The following is a 17,973-nucleotide window of genomic DNA, read 5'->3' on the forward strand; positions in this document are numbered from 1 at the left end:
CGTCACAGATGTCGGCGCAGTCGTCCCCATTTGAAAGTTTGTGCGCGAGATCAGGGTTCGAATTTAACCGTTAGGATATAAAGAACAATAATATTGCATCTTTAGGAGGACATATGTCCAATTCTGTTCACGGTCATGATGTTATGGCGCTGATGGTAGCTCAAGGGGCCGCTATTATAAAGCCTGAATTAATTTCCATGATGGAGCAAAAGTTTGGCTCGGCGGCTCGATACCATACTTGTAGTGCAACTGATTTGAGTGCCGAAGCATTAATTGAGTTACTCATAGGTAAAGGTAAGTTTTACGAAACGTCCCAAGGTATACAACTTGTAGCAGGGCGAAAGTGTGAGCATTAATACCCATCGTATTAACTATCTGTTTATTCAGCGGGAATTTAACTCGCTTTAGACAAGGCGAAGGCTTGAAGGCATAGAGGTGCTCTGTCTAAAGCATTAAACGCTGTATAAGCGGGTTGCCATGCAGTGAATATCAGCCGCCCTTCTGGAGCCACACAGGCATCCCACTCCGGTGTTGCATTACTTAAAAGGGAATGACCATTTCTGCGTCAATGCGCCTTGGATTAAGATGCCAGTGAGGCTCTGAACTGACTAACTATTTAATATGACTGGTATAATACACAGTGCCATAGCGTACTCATTTTATGTTGTTGTATTTTATTGATTGGTTTTTAGCCACATAGACGTGTAATCGTTTTGTTGAAGCTCAGGTTTCATCGTGGCGCTTATTTGCAATTTGCTCCTGCTGTGCGGGAGTGAGTTGGGTAAATTCATTGATCAAAATACGCAGTAATCGAGATTTTGCAATATTGGTGGATTTCGATAGGGCGTCAAGCTGGGAAATGCTGTTTTCAGTGAGGGTAAAGGTCGCGTGGCGATAAATCTTAGTCGATTTTTTATCTAAGCCCTTAACTATGGTGTGTGTGGTGGGCGCAGCTAATAAACTCGCCTTACCTAAAGCGTAGTTATTGGCATCTTCAATGAAATCATCGACAGAAACCGGCTTGATGATTTGCTTAGGTTTCTTACGTTTAAGATCAGTTAAGCTCATAGCTATTTTCTGGTGGCATTGCGAATAACTCATCCGCTATGGCGCGGATCTCATCGGCAGCTTTCCCATCGGGTTCTATTTCGACGACTGAAGAGCCTCTTTCTTCACTGTCATCATAAATATTTCGGCAAAATGTAACTGAATTTAGCACCCTTAGTCCAAAGGATTGCACCACATCTTTGGCTTCTAAAATGCGTTTAAACTGTGTAGGAAGTGCTGGACATTGGGTTAGCACTATAGTCGCGATCATTTTAGGATTCACCATCTTACAAGTACTTAGCATGTCTTCCATGTGGGGTAATGTTTTGAGATCGCGTCTTTTGGGTCTGAGGGGGATCACAACATAAGTCGCTACCGACATAGCTGCGCGCATGGCTAAGTTATCTTGGCCACCACAATCTACAATTACGTAGTCAAAACGCTCATTGAGGCTGAGTAAATCATTACGAATCTTGCCGTAAAGTTGGATGCAATTAATACTTGGGAGGCTTGGATCATTATTTCTTGCTTGGATCCAATCTGAAGTCGTGCGCTGGGGATCACAATCGACCATGAGGACGTTTGCCTGAAATTTTTGCTTAATATAAACGGCAAGATTTTGAGCGAGACAACTTTTTCCGCTACCACCTTTTTCACCACCTACCAGCAAGATCATACTGACGCCCCTTAATGAATTGTTCAATTCATTGAGTGTAGAACAGAGCCATTAAAGCTGCGAAATTTAAGTTAAATTAAAGCAGTTGCATAGCAATGTGGTAGCTTTGGTCATGGCATCTCGCGCAACGGCAGACTTGTCCTTTAACGGTATTTTGTTGGGATGAATTGGGATTAAAGGTCACTTCGATGAGTTCCCCGAGTGCAAACGGATTTTTATAATCGAATAAAATGCCGCGTCTTGCTAAGTCGATACACACACCTTCATCTGTTTGCTTCATGCCTTGAGTGTCGATCCAATTCAAAACCACGCGCTCTGCTTCCATGTCGACTCGCAGTGATGTGCGTTTTTCTTCAAAACCAGTAGTATGGTCACCCATAACTCAATTGCCCCGTAAATTATTGATCTCAGTAAAACTAGCATAATTGCTTTTTGGCAGAATACCAATGTGAAAGCTAGGTCTTTGATAATAGTTTTAAAACGAGAACAGCAGGTGCCATTGATTTAGGTTTCAATAGCACCAACTCAGGTATTTGATTAATTGTCGTATTCTTGATTTTTTGGATAAGGCATTTTTAATTGGCCCCAACGAATCACAATCACGGTTGCCGCTAAAATTAGCGTCGATAATGATATTGCTGCGATACGCCAGTCTTCCATGCTCTTCATATCTAAGATTAGGTAACGGGCCAAGGCGACAATCGCAATATAAAGCGGCATACGTACTGGTAACTTACCGGATTCATAGTAGTTAGCCACCATGGCTAACACTTCTAAGAAAATAAATAACAAGAGTAAATCGGCCAGTGCGACCATACGTACAGAGATGATATGCACAATTTCTTGGCCTATTGCGACAACGGTGGCAATGGCAATAATAAATAGGACTAAGTGTTCAACGGCTTTGAGGCTTTTAGAACCATATTGATGATAAAAAGGCATGGATATTCCCTACTTGATGTTTTTATAAATAGTAACAGCAAAAATCTGTTTTTAGGGAAAAGCTAGGTGCCGCTGTGTGATTTAATTCACAGATATGTACGATCTTAAATTCGGCGCAAAGTGGAGTTAACGTGCTTGTATGTAGAAGGTGATTTATATGATGAACAAAAGGGAAGCGAGAGCGAATGTGTTAATCCGCTTATGCTGTTACCTCGACTCAATCGTTGTACCAACATAAGCAGTTTGAATATAAAAGATTATTTATTCTTGCGTTTCTGCCACTTAAACATAATTGAATATTTCCACAGATTATTAATCAGCAAATAACCGACAGCGGAAAAAACCACTCCTAGCACGAGACACCCGAGTAAGAATGCCGGACCTATGGTCGCAAGCGATGCTTCAATCCATTGCCAACTTGCTTCGAAGGCAAAATCTTGCGGAGCATGGCCGAGTATTTTAGCACCGAGCAAATACGCCCCATAAAACATCACTGGCATAGTTAAGGGATTGGTTATCCATACTAATGCAACTGAAACGGGAATATTAACGTTAAATAGAATGGCAAAAGCCGCTGCAACAACCATCTGAAATGGCATGGGGATCCAAGCGACAAATAACCCTACGGCAAATGCGCCTGGGGCGGATTTTCGATTAAGTGCCCATAGATTGGGATTATGTAACAAGCGTCCGAACATGCGTAAGTGTTTATGCTCACGCAAGGTTTCAGGCTTAGGCATAAATCTTTTAATTAATTTTTTTGGCATATGCTGAAATTGCTGTCTTAACTTAATTCACTATGAATCGATTCATGTTTGGCTTTAGTGCCATCTTATTATCAGCGATGTTATGGCCTTCGCTGCCGCCAGTCAGTTACATACCCTACCTTGTTGTTGGGGCGTTAATCTTACACCGAAAAATCCCTGTCTGTGCAGGTGGGCTCTTTGCGGTAGCATGGCTAACTGGTTTTTGCTTAGGATTATCTAGGCAGGATTTGCCAGTGTTACAACAACCTATACAGGTAAGGGGCGAAATCATATCACTAGTTAGTCGAAACAGCGACTGGCTAAGTTTGGATATATCGCTCATTAAACCAAATTTAATCTTAGGGCCAAACGCAAAATTGCGACTCACGTGGAAAGATCCGCCAGAAGTCGATGTGGGTCAGGTTTGGCTGTTTACGTTGACACCTAAGAGCATTGCTAGCGTGCTAAATCAAGGCGGCTACAACGAACAAAAACAATTAATCAGTCAACATGTGGTCGGTAAAGGACGAGTGATTGAGGCGCAGTTACTTGCGGTTTCGCCTTCATTGCGTAATGACCTCATAAGCGCATTGACACCTGAATTAGCCTCTTTACCTCAAGGTGACATTTTACTCGCTTTGCTTTTGGGGGATAAGCATTTGATCTCAAAAGCTCGTTGGCAAGCACTAAGGCAGACTGGCACTGGCCATTTAGTGGCGATTTCCGGTTTGCACCTCTCCGTCGTCGCGGCATGGGTATACGCTTGCCTTTTGTTTGGATTGAGTCGTTTTGTGTCACATCAGAGTCGACGGAATATGACTTTTGCGTTAGTCGCGGCAGGTATAGGCGCCGCATTTTATGCTTATCTTGCAGGCTTTGGTGTGTCGACTCAGCGTGCACTCGTGATGATTTTACTGTTAATGCTACTGAGTTTATTAAAGCGATTTTCTACTGCGTGGGAGCGCTTGCTGTTTGCATTGTTTGTCGTATTGTTACTCGACCCGCTTGCTTGTTTAAGTGCGGGATTTTGGCTGTCGTTTTGTGCTTTAGGGGTGATTTTATATACCTTAGTCATCCAGCCCAAAGAGTTTACGGCTGTGTCGACTCGAAGGACGCGTGTAGGCGCGGGGCTTTTACAATTTTGGGCCATCCAGTGGCGCTTGAGCCTTGGGCTTGGATTACTGCAAGGAGCACTCTTTGGTGGTGTGAGTTTACACAGCTTGTGGATGAATATCCTAGCTGTGCCATGGTTTAGTTTTGTTGTTATCCCATTAGCTATGGCGGGATTTATATGCTGGTGGGTTGGTACTGCGTTTGGGTTCTCTTGGTTGGGACTGCTTCGCCTAAGTGATTGGAGTTTATCACCCTATGCGCAGTTGCTAGACATAAGCCAGCAATTGCCAGCCCACTGGTTAGCGCTTTCAGATACGATATTAGCCTTGGGGTTATCCGCGCTCATCGGTGGTGTGTTATGGCGCTATGTGCCTAAAAATAAAAATTATACTTCTTGGTTAAGCCTGCTGAGTTTACTGTTTATTCCCGTTTTGCTTTTCTGTATTACGCTGTGGTCACCTGTCCAAAATAATCGATGGGCTATGCATTTACTGGATGTGGGCCAAGGTTTAGCTGTGGTTATTGAAAAGGATGGTAGAGGGCTGGTTTACGACACTGGTGCCGCCTTTGGTGATGACTTCAGTTATGCGGAACGGGTGATATTGCCTTTCCTAAAAGCCAAAGGCATTCAAGAGATTGATTATATTGTTATCAGCCATAGCGATAACGATCATGCAGGTGGTGCCCCTGTTTTGATTGAGGCTTACCCTAAGGCTTTAGTGATCACAGATGTGGCTGGTTTTAGCGGCCAAGATTGCCGCCCAAGGCAGATTCAATGGCAAGGGCTGAGCTTGAATTTGCTTTCTCCGCCTCAAGCGTTAGCGGGTAATAATGGTTCCTGTGTTATACGCATTGATGATGACAGGCAGAGTCTACTGCTTACGGGTGATATCGAAAAGCAAATCGAAACTTCGCTATTAAGTCGTGCCCTAAGTGGTGAGTATGAGTTACAAAGTGAAGTGCTCGTTGCGCCTCACCACGGCAGTAAAACCTCGTCAACTGAAGCCTTTATTGATGCTGTTGCCCCCAAGTTAGTCTTGTTTCCTGCTGGTTTTGCTAATCGCTGGGGGTTTCCAAAATCCACAGTGGTTGAACGGTATCAGCAACGGGAGATTATGGGCCTAACTACAGGTATAGAAGGGCAGATTAGTGTGATTTTTCAGCAGTCTGAGCGAGAGGTTAAGACCTATCGTGGTGATTTAGCGCCATTTTGGTACAACTCTCTGTTTAGATTTGGTGACTTGATTAATCCAGAGTAGAATGCCTACTTTGCCATAATTTAGTGTTATCAATGACAACATCTCCTAAAGACGAAATGTGGACAGTTTTCAAACGATTACTGGGCTATATAAAACAGATGAAAGGCATGTTTATGCTTTCAGTTGCGGGATTAATTATTTATGGTCTCGTCGATGCCGCCTTTATCGCTTTCATCGGCCCCTTTATTGATAAGGGTTTCTCCGGCGGCGCCCCTGCTGCGGTGACCAACGGCATAGCATTGCCAACCAGTGAAGGTTTCCACGCAAACAACGACGTGCTTATGATGGCGCCGCTTGTGGTTATCGTTATGTTTTCCCTACGTGGCTTTGCTAACTTTGTTTCGACTTACGGCATTTCATATATGAGTGCACGTTTGATCATGGACATGCGTCAGCAAGTGTTTGAGCATTATCTGAGCCTGCCTGTCAGTTATATGGATAAGGAAAATACCGGTAACTTGATCTCAAAAGTGACTTTTGATACTGAGCAAATCGCTCGAGCATCGGGAAGTGCTTTGATTTCCATCGTCCGCGATAGTGTGACTGTGTTTGGTATGCTGGTGCTGATGTTCTATAACTCTTGGAAACTATCCCTCTGTATTCTTGTGATTGGTCCTATCATGGGCATGGTCATTGCGGTGGTTAGTCGTCGTTTCCGCAAGGTCTCTAAGCAAATTCAAACAGCCATGGGCGGGGTGAGTGCGACTACGGAGCAAATGATTAAAGGCCATAAAAACGTATTGGCCTTTGGTGGACAGGAAACCGAAGCCACCCGTTTTGCTAAAGTGAACGATCAAAACCGCCATCAAAATATGAAGTTAGCTGTGGCACAAGCCATTAGTCAGCCTCTGATCATGATTATTGGCTCATTCGCCTTAGCCTTTGTACTTTATGCGGCAAGCTTAGACAGCATGAAAGCCGATCTTACCGCGGGTACCTTCGCGACGATTCTTGGTGCCATGATGGCCATGTTACAGCCAATCAAAAACTTAACCCGAGTGAATGCCGAATTTCAACGGGGTATTGCGGCTTGTACCACAGTGTTTGAATTACTGGATACACTGCCAGAGTCCGATACGGGAACTTATACTGTCGAGCGTGCTAAGGGTCATCTACGTTTTGATAATGTGTGTTTTACCTATGACAGCCAAGATCGTCGTGCACTTGAGAATGTCGATTTTGAAGTCAAACCTGGGCAAACCTTAGCCTTAGTTGGACGTTCTGGCTCAGGTAAGTCGACTATTGCGAGTTTAGTGACCCGTTTTTATACCGGCCTTGAATCCGGCGATATTCTGCTTGATGACGTCAGCATCTACGATTACTCGCTAAAATCGCTGCGCAATCAAGTGGCACTGGTATCGCAACAGGTGACCTTATTCAACGATACGATTGCCAACAACATCGCCTACGCCTATCCCGGTGAGGCGACTCGTGAGCAGATCATTGAAGCTGCGACCTTGGCCTATGCGATGGAGTTTATTGATCAGCTGCCCCAAGGCCTTGATACCCAAGTGGGTGAGAATGGTGTGTTATTGTCCGGGGGGCAAAGACAGCGGATTGCGATTGCGCGCGCTATGTTGCGTGATGCGCCTGTGTTGATCCTCGATGAAGCGACCTCCGCACTGGATACTGAGTCAGAAAAAGCCATTCAAAAAGGGTTAGATAACCTCAGACAAAACCGCACATCTGTAGTGATTGCCCACAGGTTGTCGACCATCGAGAGTGCCGATCAGATTTTAGTAGTCGATCAGGGGCGGATTGTCGAGCGCGGGACGCACCAATCACTATTGGAATTAGATGGCATGTACGCCAAATTATACCAAATGCAATTTGGTAGTTAGATGCAGGCCTTAGTGAATAAAATCTGGTATCAGGGCCATCCACTGCGATGGCTCTTGTTACCGTTATCTGGCTTATTCGCGGTTATCACTTATGTGCGCCGCGCTTTGTTTCACCTAGGGATGAAATCACAAACTGTAATGCCTGTACCTGTCATCGTCGTCGGTAATATTACCGTCGGTGGCAGCGGTAAGACGCCAACTGTGATTTATCTGATTGAATTACTGCGCCAACATGGATTTCACCCCGGTGTGATCAGTCGTGGTTACGGTGTTGATATTCAAGGCGTTAAATCGGTTTGCTTAGGTGCAAGTGCGGCAGAGGTGGGTGATGAACCTGCCATGATAGTGGCGCGTACTCAAGTGCCCATGGTGGTTGGCGCTAAACGGGTCGATGCGGCTAATGCGCTTATTGCTGAGTTTGGTGTCGATGTCATCATCTGTGACGATGGCCTACAGCATTATGCTCTGGCACGCGATATTGAGCTGGTGGTGATTGATGGTCAGCGCGGTTTAGGTAATGGCTTGCTATTGCCAGCAGGTCCATTGCGTGAAGGCGCGTGGCGTCTCGATACCGTGGATTTTATCGTCAGTAATGGCGGCCCAGCGGCAAAAGGGCAGTTCGAAATGCAACTGACACCTACGGCAGTGAAACCTGTTAAATGTGATGCGATGTCTGGTGAATATACTTTCGATAAGTCTCAGCCGCTCGTTGCGATGGCGGGCATAGGTAATCCAGCGCGTTTCTTTGAATCGTTACGCGCACAAGGCTATCAACTGGCCTTCTGCCATGGTTTTGATGACCATCAGGCCTACGATAAAACCCAGTTAGGTGATTTAGCCCAAGGTTTGCCACTGTTGATGACAGAAAAAGATGCGGTTAAATGTCGCGATTTTGCACAAGAAAACTGGTGGTATTTGGCGGTCGATGCCAAGCTATCCCCACAATTTGATGAACAGCTGCTCGCACGTCTTCGCGAGGTGGCTGCAGCTAAACAAGGAAACTTCCATGGCATTCGATAAAAAATTGTTAGATATAGTGGCTTGCCCTGTGTGTAAGGGAAAACTTGAGTACGATAAAACGACGCAGCAGTTGATTTGTAAAGCAGATAAGCTTGCTTATCCGATCACTGAAGGTATCCCTGTGTTATTGGAAAATCGTGCTGTGCCACTGACCGAATCAGTTTAGTGTGACGTGAATGCGCGTATTGTCTCATACGCGCATGCTTGTTTTTTATTCTGCTTATTATCGTTTTAGCTATTTTTAGCCGATTTAAGTTTTTTGTATTGGTAACTGTGCACGTTTCTTCATTACTTTGAGTTTAGTTAATAGCTCATAAATTTTTGTTTATCAGCATTGGTTGCCCCCTCTTGGCACTCACCGCGGATTTCTCCTCGACCAGGCTCGATAATTCGGCTTAATTCAATATAACCTTCGCGGCAATAACCCGTCATTTCAAGGGTTTTGATTAAACCCAAATCAACCTGTCTCCCCCAAATTTCTAATGAGTCCTGTAGATCTTGCATCGCGCGACGTTGCTCACGGGGATCTTGCATATTACGTATGCGTGCCTCGTGTGGAAAAGGGTGCTCTGTATCATTCATTGTCGACTTTTCATCGACCAGACGCGCTTTGTAGCTGAAGAGTTTAAGGCCATCGCTTTTAATATCCGTCGTTAACTTATCCCGTAATTTTCCGGCGAGTTCACTCGGGTCAATTGGCGCACTGCTGCAGGCGATGAGCGAGAAACAACTTAAGATGGCAAGGCTGAGATATCGAAACGGCATAATCAAATTTAACTCTTAGTTATTAACTGACAGAAGAATACCTTAATATGGCCCTAAAGTTCATGGATTTATGGCATTCTCATAGGCCGAGCACGCGCCGATAGGTGTAATGGATTAAGGATGGGCGAGTAATGTGGGCGTTTTGGTCGAATAAATGGGCGCAAATCGAATGGGATATGAGCCTGACTCAAGGTATATGCCTTATGTTCTTGGCGTTATGGATCTACGCCATATGGCCAAAAGAAGAGTTAGTGCAGCTCCGGCGGGATAAACATCTCCAATTACGTTTGTTGCTGACGTTGGTGGGGATCAATGCACTGTGGTCGTTAAATGCCAGTATTCAAACTGGGTTGCATCTGCATTTTCTGGGAATTGTCACTTGCATGCTGATGTTCGGCTGGCGTCTTGCGACCCTAATGTTGCTGTTGCCTAGCGCTTTTTTTAGTCTTTTTGTATTAAAGCAGCCCGCTGATTTTGGTGCTTTTAGTTTGTTCGCTATGGCTGCACCGCTGTTTCTGTGTTTTATCCTATATAGTCGCAGTTACCACTTATTTCCTAAACATATTTTTGTATTCATCTTCGTCGGTGGTTTTATCAATGCGGGCCTCTCAACTGTGTTTCATCAATTGAGTTGGGCGATGTGGTTGTGGTCTGCAGCGGATTACGATTGGAATGTGTTAGTAGACGACTACCTGATACTCATCCCTTTGCTGGCATTCCCAGAGGCATTGCTTAATGGCATGGCGGTGACGCTATTGGTGGTGTATCAGCCCCAGTGGTTATTTGATTATTCTGACCGTGAATATTTGTGGCGTAAGTAAATGCGATAAAACAACGCAATAAAAGAACTGCGCCCGAAACCTCGTCATTCCAACGTAAAGCCCTTTGTAAGGAGCCCATTGAACAGACGATTGAAAAGGTTATTGGACGCACTTATTTGTATATTTGCGCTGACCGTTGCGCCGTGATTTAGGCGAAGCGTTGGTCTAAGTAGTTAATGATTTCTTTTGATTCATATAACCACTGTACTTGACCGTTTTCTTCAATCCGCAGACAAGGCACTTGCTGTTTGCCGCCTTGAGCGATGAGTTCATCTTTATGCGGCGCTTTTTTAGCGTCGTGGGTCACTATGTTGAGTCCTTGGCGACGCATTGCACGGCGGACTTTTACACAAAATGGGCATGCAGGATATTGATACAGGGCTAATGCTTGAGTTTGAGCATCAATTTTTTGTTGCTCAGCCAGTGGACGTTGGCGCTTCTTAGGGCTAAATACGAAATTTAAAAACAGAATAATCCTGCCTAAAATCCAGCGAATGATAAACATGTTATTGACCTTAATGATAATTTTTGTGGAAGAACATTTGTGCGTTATGGCGCCACAGAAAGTGTGCGGCGAGTCTGGGATCCAGTCGTTTAAAAAATGTGATCTCAGTTGTATAAAGGCCGCAGAGTGTAACCTATGGCACCAAGCACGGCCAACATTTTAGAGTGAATTAACAGATAGATGATTTGATTGTAGAAGAATGGTTTTTTGATTGGTTATGACGGTTAGCCATAAGGTAAAAGCCCGCTAAAGTCGAAATTTAGCGGGCTTAGTTTTATATAAAAAGCAAGTTAATTGGCTAAGTTATTGAGCATCAATGGTGAGGCTCACTTGGGCTGCATTCTGGGTTAAACTCACTCGGCTTTCGAGCAAGAAGATCCGCTCTGGAGCAATTTCTTTCACGTCCACAAGGTAAGCTTTAACGGCTTTGGCTCTTTCTTGGGCCAAATTACCCAACATGCCATCGTTAACATTCTGCGCTTTTACCGACAGATTATATAAAGCGATATGCCAGCGGGTGGTGATTTCGTCATCGGAAAGCTGCGCGTCTTTGGCCTCTGCGATAACAGTGTCTTTGATTTGGGCAGGATCGGCTTTAACTTCTTGTTCATAAAGCTTTACTAGCGCATCGGCAAGCGGCCCTTGGGTCGGGAATTGACTCGGACTTAAATCATCAGGTAACGCACTAAATTCAGTATTGGCTAATTTAGCCAATTTACGCTTCATGATGCGCTCAGCAATGGCTTGGCTGTCATTGATGGCATCGACTTCCCCTTCAACGCTGAGCTTGAGCATAGGTCTGTCGAGTAAGGCGCTAGCGAGTTTGTCTAAACTTTTTTGCTCATCTTCACTTAGGCTGAATTTACCTGCGGCAAAGCTGATCTTATCTAAGGTTTCGTCAGAACCTATGAGTCCTGCTAAGAAAGTGAAGGGCGCTGTGACGGCTTTAGTGATCACATTGGTAATCGCCGTCATTATGATGCTGCCGACACTAAAGCTAGGTGAGTCTAAATCGCCAGAGACTTCCATGCCTAAATCAATCACGCCGTTACGGTCCTGCAGCAGGGCAATCGCGAGCGTGATGGGTAAGCTAGTGGCAAGGTCACTGTCACTGGGTTTACCAAGTTTCAGTTGGTCTATGACCAGATGGTTACTGCCCTTGAGCTTGTTCTTATCGAGTTGATAGTTCAGCGATAACGATAGCTGCCCTTTATCTATGTAGTAACCCGCATAGGTGCCTGAGTAAGGATTGACTGAGGTTAACTCAACACTCTTAAAGACTAAATCGAGATCTAAATATGGCATATCTAGCAAAGGGTTAATATCGCCTTTTAGGGTTACAGGCGCATACTTGTCTATTTTACCTTTGATATCGACCGAGGCCTTCGTCCCTGGCGTTGACGACAAGTGAGTGATATTACCTTCAAGTAACTCAATCCCTGAGGCAAAGTTTGGTGTCAGTGAGTTATCGGCAAAGTAAGCTGAGCCTTGGCTAAAGCTAATTTTTTGAATATCGAGGCTTAACTCAGGCGTTGTCTTGCTTGCCGTTTGCAGCTCGGTTTGCTTAGCACTGGCTGTGGTTGTGTTTTTAGTTGTCTTGCTATTTGCAGCCGGAGCCTCAACGATAAGATCGCTGATATTAGTGGTTCTATCTTTGGCTATCACCACTTTGGCGTAGGGTTGATTAAAGGCTAAGTGATCAATTTTGATTTGATTTTTCTGTTGGTCAAAATCCAGTTGATTGATATTCATCTTTTGCCATTTGACCAGTGGAGCATTACGCAATTTGTCATGAATAGCTAAATCATCGAGCTCAACACTGCCACCGTAAATGGCTTTGCCTTTAGCATCGGCGGTCAGCTTGCCTGCTGAGCTTAATAGACCGCTCTTGAGCTGGATATTCACGTAGGGCGCTAAATAGGGCTGAAATTGGGTTAACGCCAGCTTATCGAGTTGGATATTGGCATCTATGGTTTCGCCCGTCACATCGACTTGGCCTTGAGAGCTCAAAGTACCTTGACCATTGAGGCTGAGTTGTAGCTCATATTCAATCGGAGCGGTTAAGGTACTCGTTATGACCTTAGTTGAAAAATTAAGCGGATACACTCGCCATTGCTGCGGCGTTGCCGTTAGCTTTTGTTCCGATAGATTAAGGTCATAGTTTTTAATATTGAGCGCATCGAGTTGCACTAACCAAGTGTCTTTTGAAGGCGTCTTAGGCGCTTGCTTGACTGGCTGTTGAGGATTTGCCTCTGAAGCGATGTTTGCAGCGGTTTCTTTAGCAGCATCAGTGGTGACATTTACGGTCGCTTCTGTCTTTTGTTCTGTTTTATCACTCTCGTTAGTTGCGGCTAATTCACTTTCCGTTGCTTTGTCTGCGCTATCGCTTGTATCTGTGACAGTCTCTGCTATTTGACGTTTTTCTTCCACTTGCGCAACTTGTACGCGCTCTAGCGATTTAGCATCTGCCGGCTTAGTTTCTATCGAATTAGCATCGATGGAATTAGCAACTGGCGGTGCTGCACTTGTAGACGCACTGGCGGATTTAGGCATGAATAAGCCAACAAGATCGAGCCCGTCTTGGTTCAAAATGGCACTCATTGTTAGGCCATCGCTGTGGAGTTTGTTGATATGCACTTTCTGCTGCTTCAAGTTGGCTGTAATGCCGTCGAGGGCAAATATGGAGAGCTTGACCACTGAGCGATCTTTGTCGTTAAGGTTAAGTTTTTCAACAATAAACTGGCCATTGTTGCTGATGACTTGTAACTCGCCATTCTCGGCAAGATCCACTTGATACTGAGTTTTAATACTGAGCTCGCCATCCGTGAGGACGGGATTAAATTGATCGTCGATAAATCGCCATAGTGGTGTCAGTTTCAGTTTGGCGACTTGGATGTCACCCGCAACTTTTAGCGGGAACAATTGGAATTGCCCCTGCAAACTGATTTCACCAGCATGATCATCACTGAGTTGTATCGCATAGTGATTGTGCTTGATAGGCACAATGGGTGAGTTAGACGTTGATTGGGCGTTTGGTGTCGTATTATCAACTTTGTTTACTTTTATGGCTGGTGTTATCGATGCCGATGATGCCGCCATCAAATATTCAGTATCAAGGGAACTGAGTTTTAGATTGATATTGGGGTAGTTCACTTGAGCATGGGTAATTTTGTCATCGAAGTTAAATTGTCCCGCATCCAACACAAATTGGCTGAGCAGGACACGAACGGGTGAGCTGGCTTCTGTGGGGGCTGTTTTTGTGCTCGTGGATGAATGCTCGTTCAGGGTCTGCAGAATATCGTCGAAGTTGAATCCAGCTTTCCCTTTTTTCTCCACGCGAATGATATGTGCGAAAGGCGCTTGTATGTGTATGTTTTCGATAACGGCGGCGCGATTAAAAACAGATCGCCAAAAGTGTATTTCGAATTGGACTTGTGCAATGCCAGCAAAAGGTTTGTCGTCTTTTTCTTTAATGGCCAGTTGGTCGATTTCGACTTTGAAATTAAAAGGGTTAATGCGTATATCACCGAGGGTGACGGGACGACCGAGCAGAGTTGAGAGTTTTTCTGGTGCCAGCGTGGTTATCGCATAGGGGAGGATTAAACCTAATGTGCAGACATAGCTAAGGTAGACTGCTGTGAGGTAAATAATCACTCGCAGGTATCTTGGGAGGGCAAAAAAAGAGTGTCTGAATTGCGATAACTGGGTCAGCATTAATATCAAGGCTCCAATGCATAAGACAGGGAAAAACTTCCATAAGTAGGGACATTCTAGCGAATAATGCTAATGTTTCCAGAAATTATTTATATTTTTACCAATGAAATCTTGGTATTACACAGACAATAACGTCTTCTGATCTAAGACGTTCCTGAGTGGTAACCTATCATCTACATTGATAACTACATGTGTTTCAGCCTATGGCTAATGATTTGAGTCGTCAATACTCACCATGTTGGAAGCTATTTTTGATCAGCGATTTAAATAACTAATCGCTGCAATAATGGCGCCTTGTGGATCTTTTATCCAACAAAAACGGCCTACTTCGGGTATATCTTCAGGACCAAACAGAATATCCCCGCCAAGTTTTTTTGCGCTGATAGCGACTTGATCGACATCGTTAACGGTAATGTAGCCAGTCCAATGTGAGGGAAGCATTGGGAGCAAACTATCGGTGATCCCCCCAATGCTGACGCCCTGATTTTCAATAATATGATAATTGCCGTGGGGCATTTTGACGGTTTTAAAGTGCCAGCCAAAAATCTCAGCATAGAAGTGCATAGCTTCTTCGGTATTATTGGTTGTCAATTCATGCCAACTTAACGCCCCTGCAGTGTTAAAAGCCGATTCCATAAGCGCATCCTTTATTCTATTTTGGGTAAATTTTGTGTATTGAGCCGAGGTTAACGGTCAGTGTTCAGTACCGTCTGTATTTTGAGCCATATTTTTTGTGCGTTATCTTGATTGAGTGTAGTTGAGGCAAGTTGATAATTCACAAGCGGCAAATTAAAATTTTTGCGTTTTTTAGGTCGGCAAACATTAAATTAACTTAATGTTCTACAAGGAGATTCACTTTATTCAGTGCTGGCTAATCAGCTTCTTGTGGCTCAGTGACGCTGCGGCTTAGTTGATGGGCTTCATCTTGCCCATCGCGCCAAGACTTAGCACTGAAAACAGATTTTAAAACGGGTTTGTTTACTGTGGTTTGAGTGTTAGACCTGACTCCCGTTAACTTGTTAATATAGGCGAGTTTTGCATCTTATCGATGCCACCTTAGGGGATACGAGATTGAATAAGAGTTTAGTGACGAATTTATTGGCGGCTGCTTTGGTCGTTGTGGGTTACCTGATGAATTCGGCAATTGTCCTGAATGTCGGATTATTTGCTTTATCGGGTGCAATTACCAACTGGGTTGCAGTTTATATGTTGTTTGAGAAAGTCCCCGGACTCTACGGTTCGGGAGTTGTGCCTTCTCGTTTTGAAGAGTTTAAGGCGGGTATTGCTCATTTGATGATGAAACAGTTTTTTACCACTGAAAATATCGACCGATTCCTATCTGAAAAAGAAGGGCTGAGTAAAATAGACTTGGCGCCAGTGATTGAAAAGGTTGATTTAGCGCCTTCTTTTGATGCGTTAATTAGCACTGTCGCCCAATCTTCCTTTGGCGGCATGTTGTCTATGTTTGGTGGCACAGATGCCTTATTGCCGTTAAAAGAGCCGTTTATTGTAAAGATGAAAGCTTCTTTAGTTGAAATGGCACAAAGCGATGCATTTCACGAGTTGCTGAAACAAGAAATTGAACAGCCAAATGTGATGGCCGATCTGCAAACTAAAATTGCTAACATAGTGGAACAAAGATTAAACGAGTTAACACCACAAATGGTGAAACAAATCGTTCAGGACATGATCCAAACGCACTTAGGTTGGTTAGTGATTTGGGGCGGCGTGTTTGGCGGTCTGATTGGACTTGCCGCAGCCTTAATCCAAGGTTAACCTGAGTTAAAGCCGCGAATAGAATGGGAGCTTTGGCTCCCATTTTTACTTACGCATTTTATGTTCATCATTTTGTGTCCTGATTAAATAGCAAGGAAGTCTATGAACCGTCACCACAGTATCAATTATTTGGAAATCCCAAGTCGCGACATTGCGAGCTCTAAGGCCTTTTTTAGCCAAGTTTTTGGATGGACCTATGTCGATTATGGCCCTGAATACAGTTGCTTTATGGATGTCGGCATTACTGGGGGATTCTATCAAGCCGACGTGAATTTCACCCTCGCAAAAGGTTGCCCGCTGATTGTGATCTACAGCCAGAACTTAGAATTGACTCTGACGGCTGTCGTAACTGCTGGTGGCATTATCACAGCTGACATCTTTAGTTTTCCGGGAGGCCGTCGATTCCATTTTGTTGAACCTTGTGGCAATGAATATGCCGTCTGGTCAGAATGATCCTAATGTCACTCCTTGTATTCGAAATTGTTGTTTAGATCAGCAAGATATTTGTTTAGGTTGTTTCAGGCATCTTGATGAAATTTTAGTATGGCGCGTTATGTCGGAAGTGGAGCGGCAAGCTTGTTTTATCAGGATGGAGGAGCGTAAGGAGGAGTATCTGGCTAAGTTCAATGACGCGGTTAGTAGAAGACAGGATGGAGCATGATTAGCCGTCAGAATTACCTACGATAATTGATTTTTAAGCTTTAAGTGGATAATCGAACGGCGAAATACGCATTAACGTATTTCGCCGTTGGCATTTTGAAACACCTTGGCATTTGAAGCAGGAGTTACACTGGATCTACCACTATGTGCTCAAGTTCGATGGCGGCAACGGTATGGAGCGCATCCATAGTCGCGCCAACTAAGCTGATTTTTCCTTGAGATGACTCAATTAAAACCGCACGGCTGATATCGCTAAATTCACGATTGTGGCGCGCCAGATTTGATAAGGCCATCTGCATAGGCAGCATAGAAGGATTGAATGCCGCATTTTCGGCGTAGCGACCACAATAGGTTGCGCCATCATGGGTTTCTAATACCACAGCGGCAAAACTTTGGGTGTAAGGTGCATAGCTTAAACCTGCATGATCTAAGCCTTCTATGATCATAGGATCGGCACTGTCTAGTGCAAATTCAGTTTGTTGCTTGGCCATTAAGGGCGAAGTGACATTTAAGTCTTTTGGCCCAAAAGCATAGGGTAAATAATAGGCCAGAGGATGGCTTTCCTGTGCGGGTAGATGAATGCAGATCTTGCTCCCTTCAACCAGTTCATTCATAAACTGACGACAATGACCGCAAGGACTGGCATTAACTATGATATCAACAATTTGGCTTTCACCACTGAGCCATGCGTGGCTGATAGCGCTTTGTTCTGCATGGACAGAATGAAATAACGCTTCACCGGGTAATTCTAAGTTGGCCCCCATGTAGATATCGCCACTTTTACCTTTGGCTATCGCGCCGACATAAAACTCACTGATAGGCGGTTTGGCCAATGCCGCTGCTATCGGCAGTAATGCTAATAACACTTCTGCTTCGGTCATTTTGCTTGCACTTGTTAGCGTAGCAAGTTGCTGCGCATCAATGTGTCCAGCAAAATTCTGGTGCAACATTGGGATAAGTGCATCGGCTAACGGCGTTGGCAGTTGGGTTATGCTACGAATGAATCTATCTTGCATTTCCCTATTCCTTATTTGTTAAGTTCATGGAAGAACATTCTAGTAATTTTGTTACAGCATAAATGCGAGTTA

The 17,973-nt window shown here is 44.4% G+C and carries 19 protein-coding genes; 9 read left to right on the forward strand and 10 right to left on the reverse strand.

Annotation, left to right across the window (positions count from 1 at the left end; genetic code table 11):
• Positions 1-113: 113 nt before the first annotated feature.
• Positions 114-356 carry a YecH family metal-binding protein gene (locus HGO26_RS05125; RefSeq protein WP_028760407.1) on the forward strand — a complete coding sequence of 81 codons (243 nt, stop codon included), beginning with the start codon at positions 114-116 and terminating at the stop codon, positions 354-356.
• A gap of 367 nt (positions 357-723) precedes the next feature.
• Here HGO26_RS05125 and HGO26_RS05130 read toward each other — a convergent pair whose 3' ends face one another.
• The 5 genes from HGO26_RS05130 to HGO26_RS05150 form a co-directional block, all read right to left on the reverse strand.
• A complete protein-coding gene (locus HGO26_RS05130; RefSeq protein WP_105252895.1) occupies positions 724-1,068 on the reverse strand; it encodes a replication protein RepA in 345 nt (114 codons plus the stop codon).
• A complete protein-coding gene (locus tag HGO26_RS05135; RefSeq protein ID WP_028760405.1) occupies positions 1,055-1,723 on the reverse strand; it encodes an AAA family ATPase in 669 nt (222 codons plus the stop codon). Before HGO26_RS05135 ends, HGO26_RS05130 begins: the two co-directional genes overlap by 14 nt.
• 76 nt (positions 1,724-1,799) lie before the next feature.
• Positions 1,800-2,102: a PilZ domain-containing protein gene (locus HGO26_RS05140; protein ID WP_028760404.1), complete on the reverse strand. Its 303-nt coding sequence runs from the start codon at positions 2,100-2,102 to the stop codon at positions 1,800-1,802.
• A 158-nt stretch (positions 2,103-2,260) separates the two neighbouring features.
• Positions 2,261-2,665, reverse strand: coding sequence for a phosphate-starvation-inducible protein PsiE (locus HGO26_RS05145; RefSeq protein WP_028760403.1), 405 nt, complete (start codon positions 2,663-2,665; stop codon positions 2,261-2,263).
• Positions 2,666-2,922: 257 nt separating this feature from the next.
• Positions 2,923-3,432, reverse strand: a complete 510-nt coding sequence (locus HGO26_RS05150) for a DUF2062 domain-containing protein (protein WP_028760402.1) — start codon at positions 3,430-3,432, stop codon at positions 2,923-2,925.
• Between the two features lie 32 nt (positions 3,433-3,464).
• On the opposite strand from HGO26_RS05150, the gene HGO26_RS05155 reads away from it, so the two are divergent.
• From HGO26_RS05155 to HGO26_RS05170, 4 genes are read left to right on the forward strand one after another with little or no spacing between them, the layout of a single operon-like run.
• Positions 3,465-5,783, forward strand: a complete 2,319-nt coding sequence (locus HGO26_RS05155) for a DNA internalization-related competence protein ComEC/Rec2 (protein ID WP_168823697.1) — start codon at positions 3,465-3,467, stop codon at positions 5,781-5,783.
• A gap of 32 nt (positions 5,784-5,815) precedes the next feature.
• Positions 5,816-7,624 (forward strand): lipid A export permease/ATP-binding protein MsbA, encoded by a 1,809-nt coding sequence (gene msbA / locus HGO26_RS05160; RefSeq protein WP_105252892.1) that lies wholly within the window; start codon positions 5,816-5,818, stop codon positions 7,622-7,624.
• Positions 7,625-8,644, forward strand: coding sequence for a tetraacyldisaccharide 4'-kinase (gene lpxK / locus HGO26_RS05165; RefSeq protein ID WP_168823699.1), 1,020 nt, complete (start codon positions 7,625-7,627; stop codon positions 8,642-8,644).
• The gene (locus tag HGO26_RS05170) at positions 8,631-8,810 is read left to right on the forward strand and encodes a Trm112 family protein (RefSeq protein ID WP_006081200.1); all 180 of its coding nucleotides are present in this window, start codon (positions 8,631-8,633) and stop codon (positions 8,808-8,810) included. The genes lpxK and HGO26_RS05170 overlap by 14 nt, the downstream gene beginning before the upstream one ends.
• Before the next feature lie 137 nt (positions 8,811-8,947).
• On the opposite strand, the gene HGO26_RS05175 is transcribed toward HGO26_RS05170, so the two are convergent.
• Positions 8,948-9,409 (reverse strand): hypothetical protein, encoded by a 462-nt coding sequence (locus tag HGO26_RS05175; protein WP_168823701.1) that lies wholly within the window; start codon positions 9,407-9,409, stop codon positions 8,948-8,950.
• Between the two features lie 131 nt (positions 9,410-9,540).
• Here HGO26_RS05175 and HGO26_RS05180 point away from each other — a divergent pair, with 131 nt between their 5' ends.
• Positions 9,541-10,230 carry an energy-coupling factor ABC transporter permease gene (locus HGO26_RS05180; RefSeq protein WP_168823703.1) on the forward strand — a complete coding sequence of 230 codons (690 nt, stop codon included), beginning with the start codon at positions 9,541-9,543 and terminating at the stop codon, positions 10,228-10,230.
• A 148-nt stretch (positions 10,231-10,378) separates the two neighbouring features.
• Here the strand turns inward: HGO26_RS05180 and HGO26_RS05185 are convergent, their stop codons facing one another.
• The 3 genes from HGO26_RS05185 to HGO26_RS05195 all read right to left on the reverse strand — a co-directional run bounded on the left by HGO26_RS05185 (position 10,379) and on the right by HGO26_RS05195 (position 15,085).
• Complete coding sequence (locus HGO26_RS05185) at positions 10,379-10,735, reverse strand: glutathione S-transferase N-terminal domain-containing protein (protein ID WP_028760396.1); 357 nt, start codon at positions 10,733-10,735, stop codon at positions 10,379-10,381.
• Positions 10,736-11,038: 303 nt separating this feature from the next.
• Entirely contained in the window at positions 11,039-14,449 is a 3,411-nt protein-coding gene (locus tag HGO26_RS05190) for a DUF748 domain-containing protein (protein WP_168823706.1), read from the reverse strand.
• A gap of 255 nt (positions 14,450-14,704) precedes the next feature.
• Complete coding sequence (locus HGO26_RS05195) at positions 14,705-15,085, reverse strand: VOC family protein (protein ID WP_028760394.1); 381 nt, start codon at positions 15,083-15,085, stop codon at positions 14,705-14,707.
• A 435-nt stretch (positions 15,086-15,520) separates the two neighbouring features.
• Between HGO26_RS05195 and HGO26_RS05200 the strand changes: the two genes are divergently transcribed.
• The 3 genes from HGO26_RS05200 (at position 15,521) to HGO26_RS05210 (ending at position 16,886) form a co-directional block, all read left to right on the forward strand.
• Positions 15,521-16,225, forward strand: coding sequence for a DUF445 domain-containing protein (locus HGO26_RS05200; RefSeq protein ID WP_105253144.1), 705 nt, complete (start codon positions 15,521-15,523; stop codon positions 16,223-16,225).
• Between the two features lie 102 nt (positions 16,226-16,327).
• The gene (locus HGO26_RS05205) at positions 16,328-16,678 is read left to right on the forward strand and encodes a VOC family protein (protein WP_105252887.1); all 351 of its coding nucleotides are present in this window, start codon (positions 16,328-16,330) and stop codon (positions 16,676-16,678) included.
• Positions 16,653-16,886, forward strand: a complete 234-nt coding sequence (locus tag HGO26_RS05210) for a DUF1289 domain-containing protein (RefSeq protein ID WP_105252886.1) — start codon at positions 16,653-16,655, stop codon at positions 16,884-16,886. Before HGO26_RS05205 ends, HGO26_RS05210 begins: the two co-directional genes overlap by 26 nt.
• A gap of 124 nt (positions 16,887-17,010) precedes the next feature.
• On the opposite strand, the gene cdd is transcribed toward HGO26_RS05210, so the two are convergent.
• Complete coding sequence (cdd, locus tag HGO26_RS05215; protein WP_105252885.1) at positions 17,011-17,901, reverse strand: cytidine deaminase; 891 nt, start codon at positions 17,899-17,901, stop codon at positions 17,011-17,013.
• Positions 17,902-17,973 lie beyond the last annotated feature (72 nt).

It is taken from the genome of Shewanella oncorhynchi (assembly GCF_012584455.1).
In the GTDB taxonomy this organism is placed as follows: domain Bacteria; phylum Pseudomonadota; class Gammaproteobacteria; order Enterobacterales; family Shewanellaceae; genus Shewanella; species Shewanella oncorhynchi.

Coding starts and splice junctions, on each gene's coding strand:
- HGO26_RS05205 (WP_105252887.1), top strand. CDS start 16,328: ATGAACCGTCACCACAGTATCAATTATTTGGAAATCCCAAGTCGCGAC.
- HGO26_RS05170 (WP_006081200.1), top strand. CDS start 8,631: ATGGCATTCGATAAAAAATTGTTAGATATAGTGGCTTGCCCTGTGTGT.
- HGO26_RS05145 (WP_028760403.1), bottom strand. CDS start 2,665: ATGCCTTTTTATCATCAATATGGTTCTAAAAGCCTCAAAGCCGTTGAA.
- HGO26_RS05135 (WP_028760405.1), bottom strand. CDS start 1,723: ATGATCTTGCTGGTAGGTGGTGAAAAAGGTGGTAGCGGAAAAAGTTGT.
- HGO26_RS05185 (WP_028760396.1), bottom strand. CDS start 10,735: ATGTTTATCATTCGCTGGATTTTAGGCAGGATTATTCTGTTTTTAAAT.
- HGO26_RS05130 (WP_105252895.1), bottom strand. CDS start 1,068: ATGAGCTTAACTGATCTTAAACGTAAGAAACCTAAGCAAATCATCAAG.
- HGO26_RS05150 (WP_028760402.1), bottom strand. CDS start 3,432: ATGCCAAAAAAATTAATTAAAAGATTTATGCCTAAGCCTGAAACCTTG.
- HGO26_RS05125 (WP_028760407.1), top strand. CDS start 114: ATGTCCAATTCTGTTCACGGTCATGATGTTATGGCGCTGATGGTAGCT.
- msbA (WP_105252892.1), top strand. CDS start 5,816: ATGACAACATCTCCTAAAGACGAAATGTGGACAGTTTTCAAACGATTA.
- lpxK (WP_168823699.1), top strand. CDS start 7,625: ATGCAGGCCTTAGTGAATAAAATCTGGTATCAGGGCCATCCACTGCGA.
- HGO26_RS05210 (WP_105252886.1), top strand. CDS start 16,653: ATGAATATGCCGTCTGGTCAGAATGATCCTAATGTCACTCCTTGTATT.
- HGO26_RS05175 (WP_168823701.1), bottom strand. CDS start 9,409: ATGCCGTTTCGATATCTCAGCCTTGCCATCTTAAGTTGTTTCTCGCTC.
- cdd (WP_105252885.1), bottom strand. CDS start 17,901: ATGCAAGATAGATTCATTCGTAGCATAACCCAACTGCCAACGCCGTTA.
- HGO26_RS05155 (WP_168823697.1), top strand. CDS start 3,465: ATGAATCGATTCATGTTTGGCTTTAGTGCCATCTTATTATCAGCGATG.
- HGO26_RS05190 (WP_168823706.1), bottom strand. CDS start 14,449: ATGCTGACCCAGTTATCGCAATTCAGACACTCTTTTTTTGCCCTCCCA.
- HGO26_RS05195 (WP_028760394.1), bottom strand. CDS start 15,085: ATGGAATCGGCTTTTAACACTGCAGGGGCGTTAAGTTGGCATGAATTG.
- HGO26_RS05140 (WP_028760404.1), bottom strand. CDS start 2,102: ATGGGTGACCATACTACTGGTTTTGAAGAAAAACGCACATCACTGCGA.
- HGO26_RS05180 (WP_168823703.1), top strand. CDS start 9,541: ATGTGGGCGTTTTGGTCGAATAAATGGGCGCAAATCGAATGGGATATG.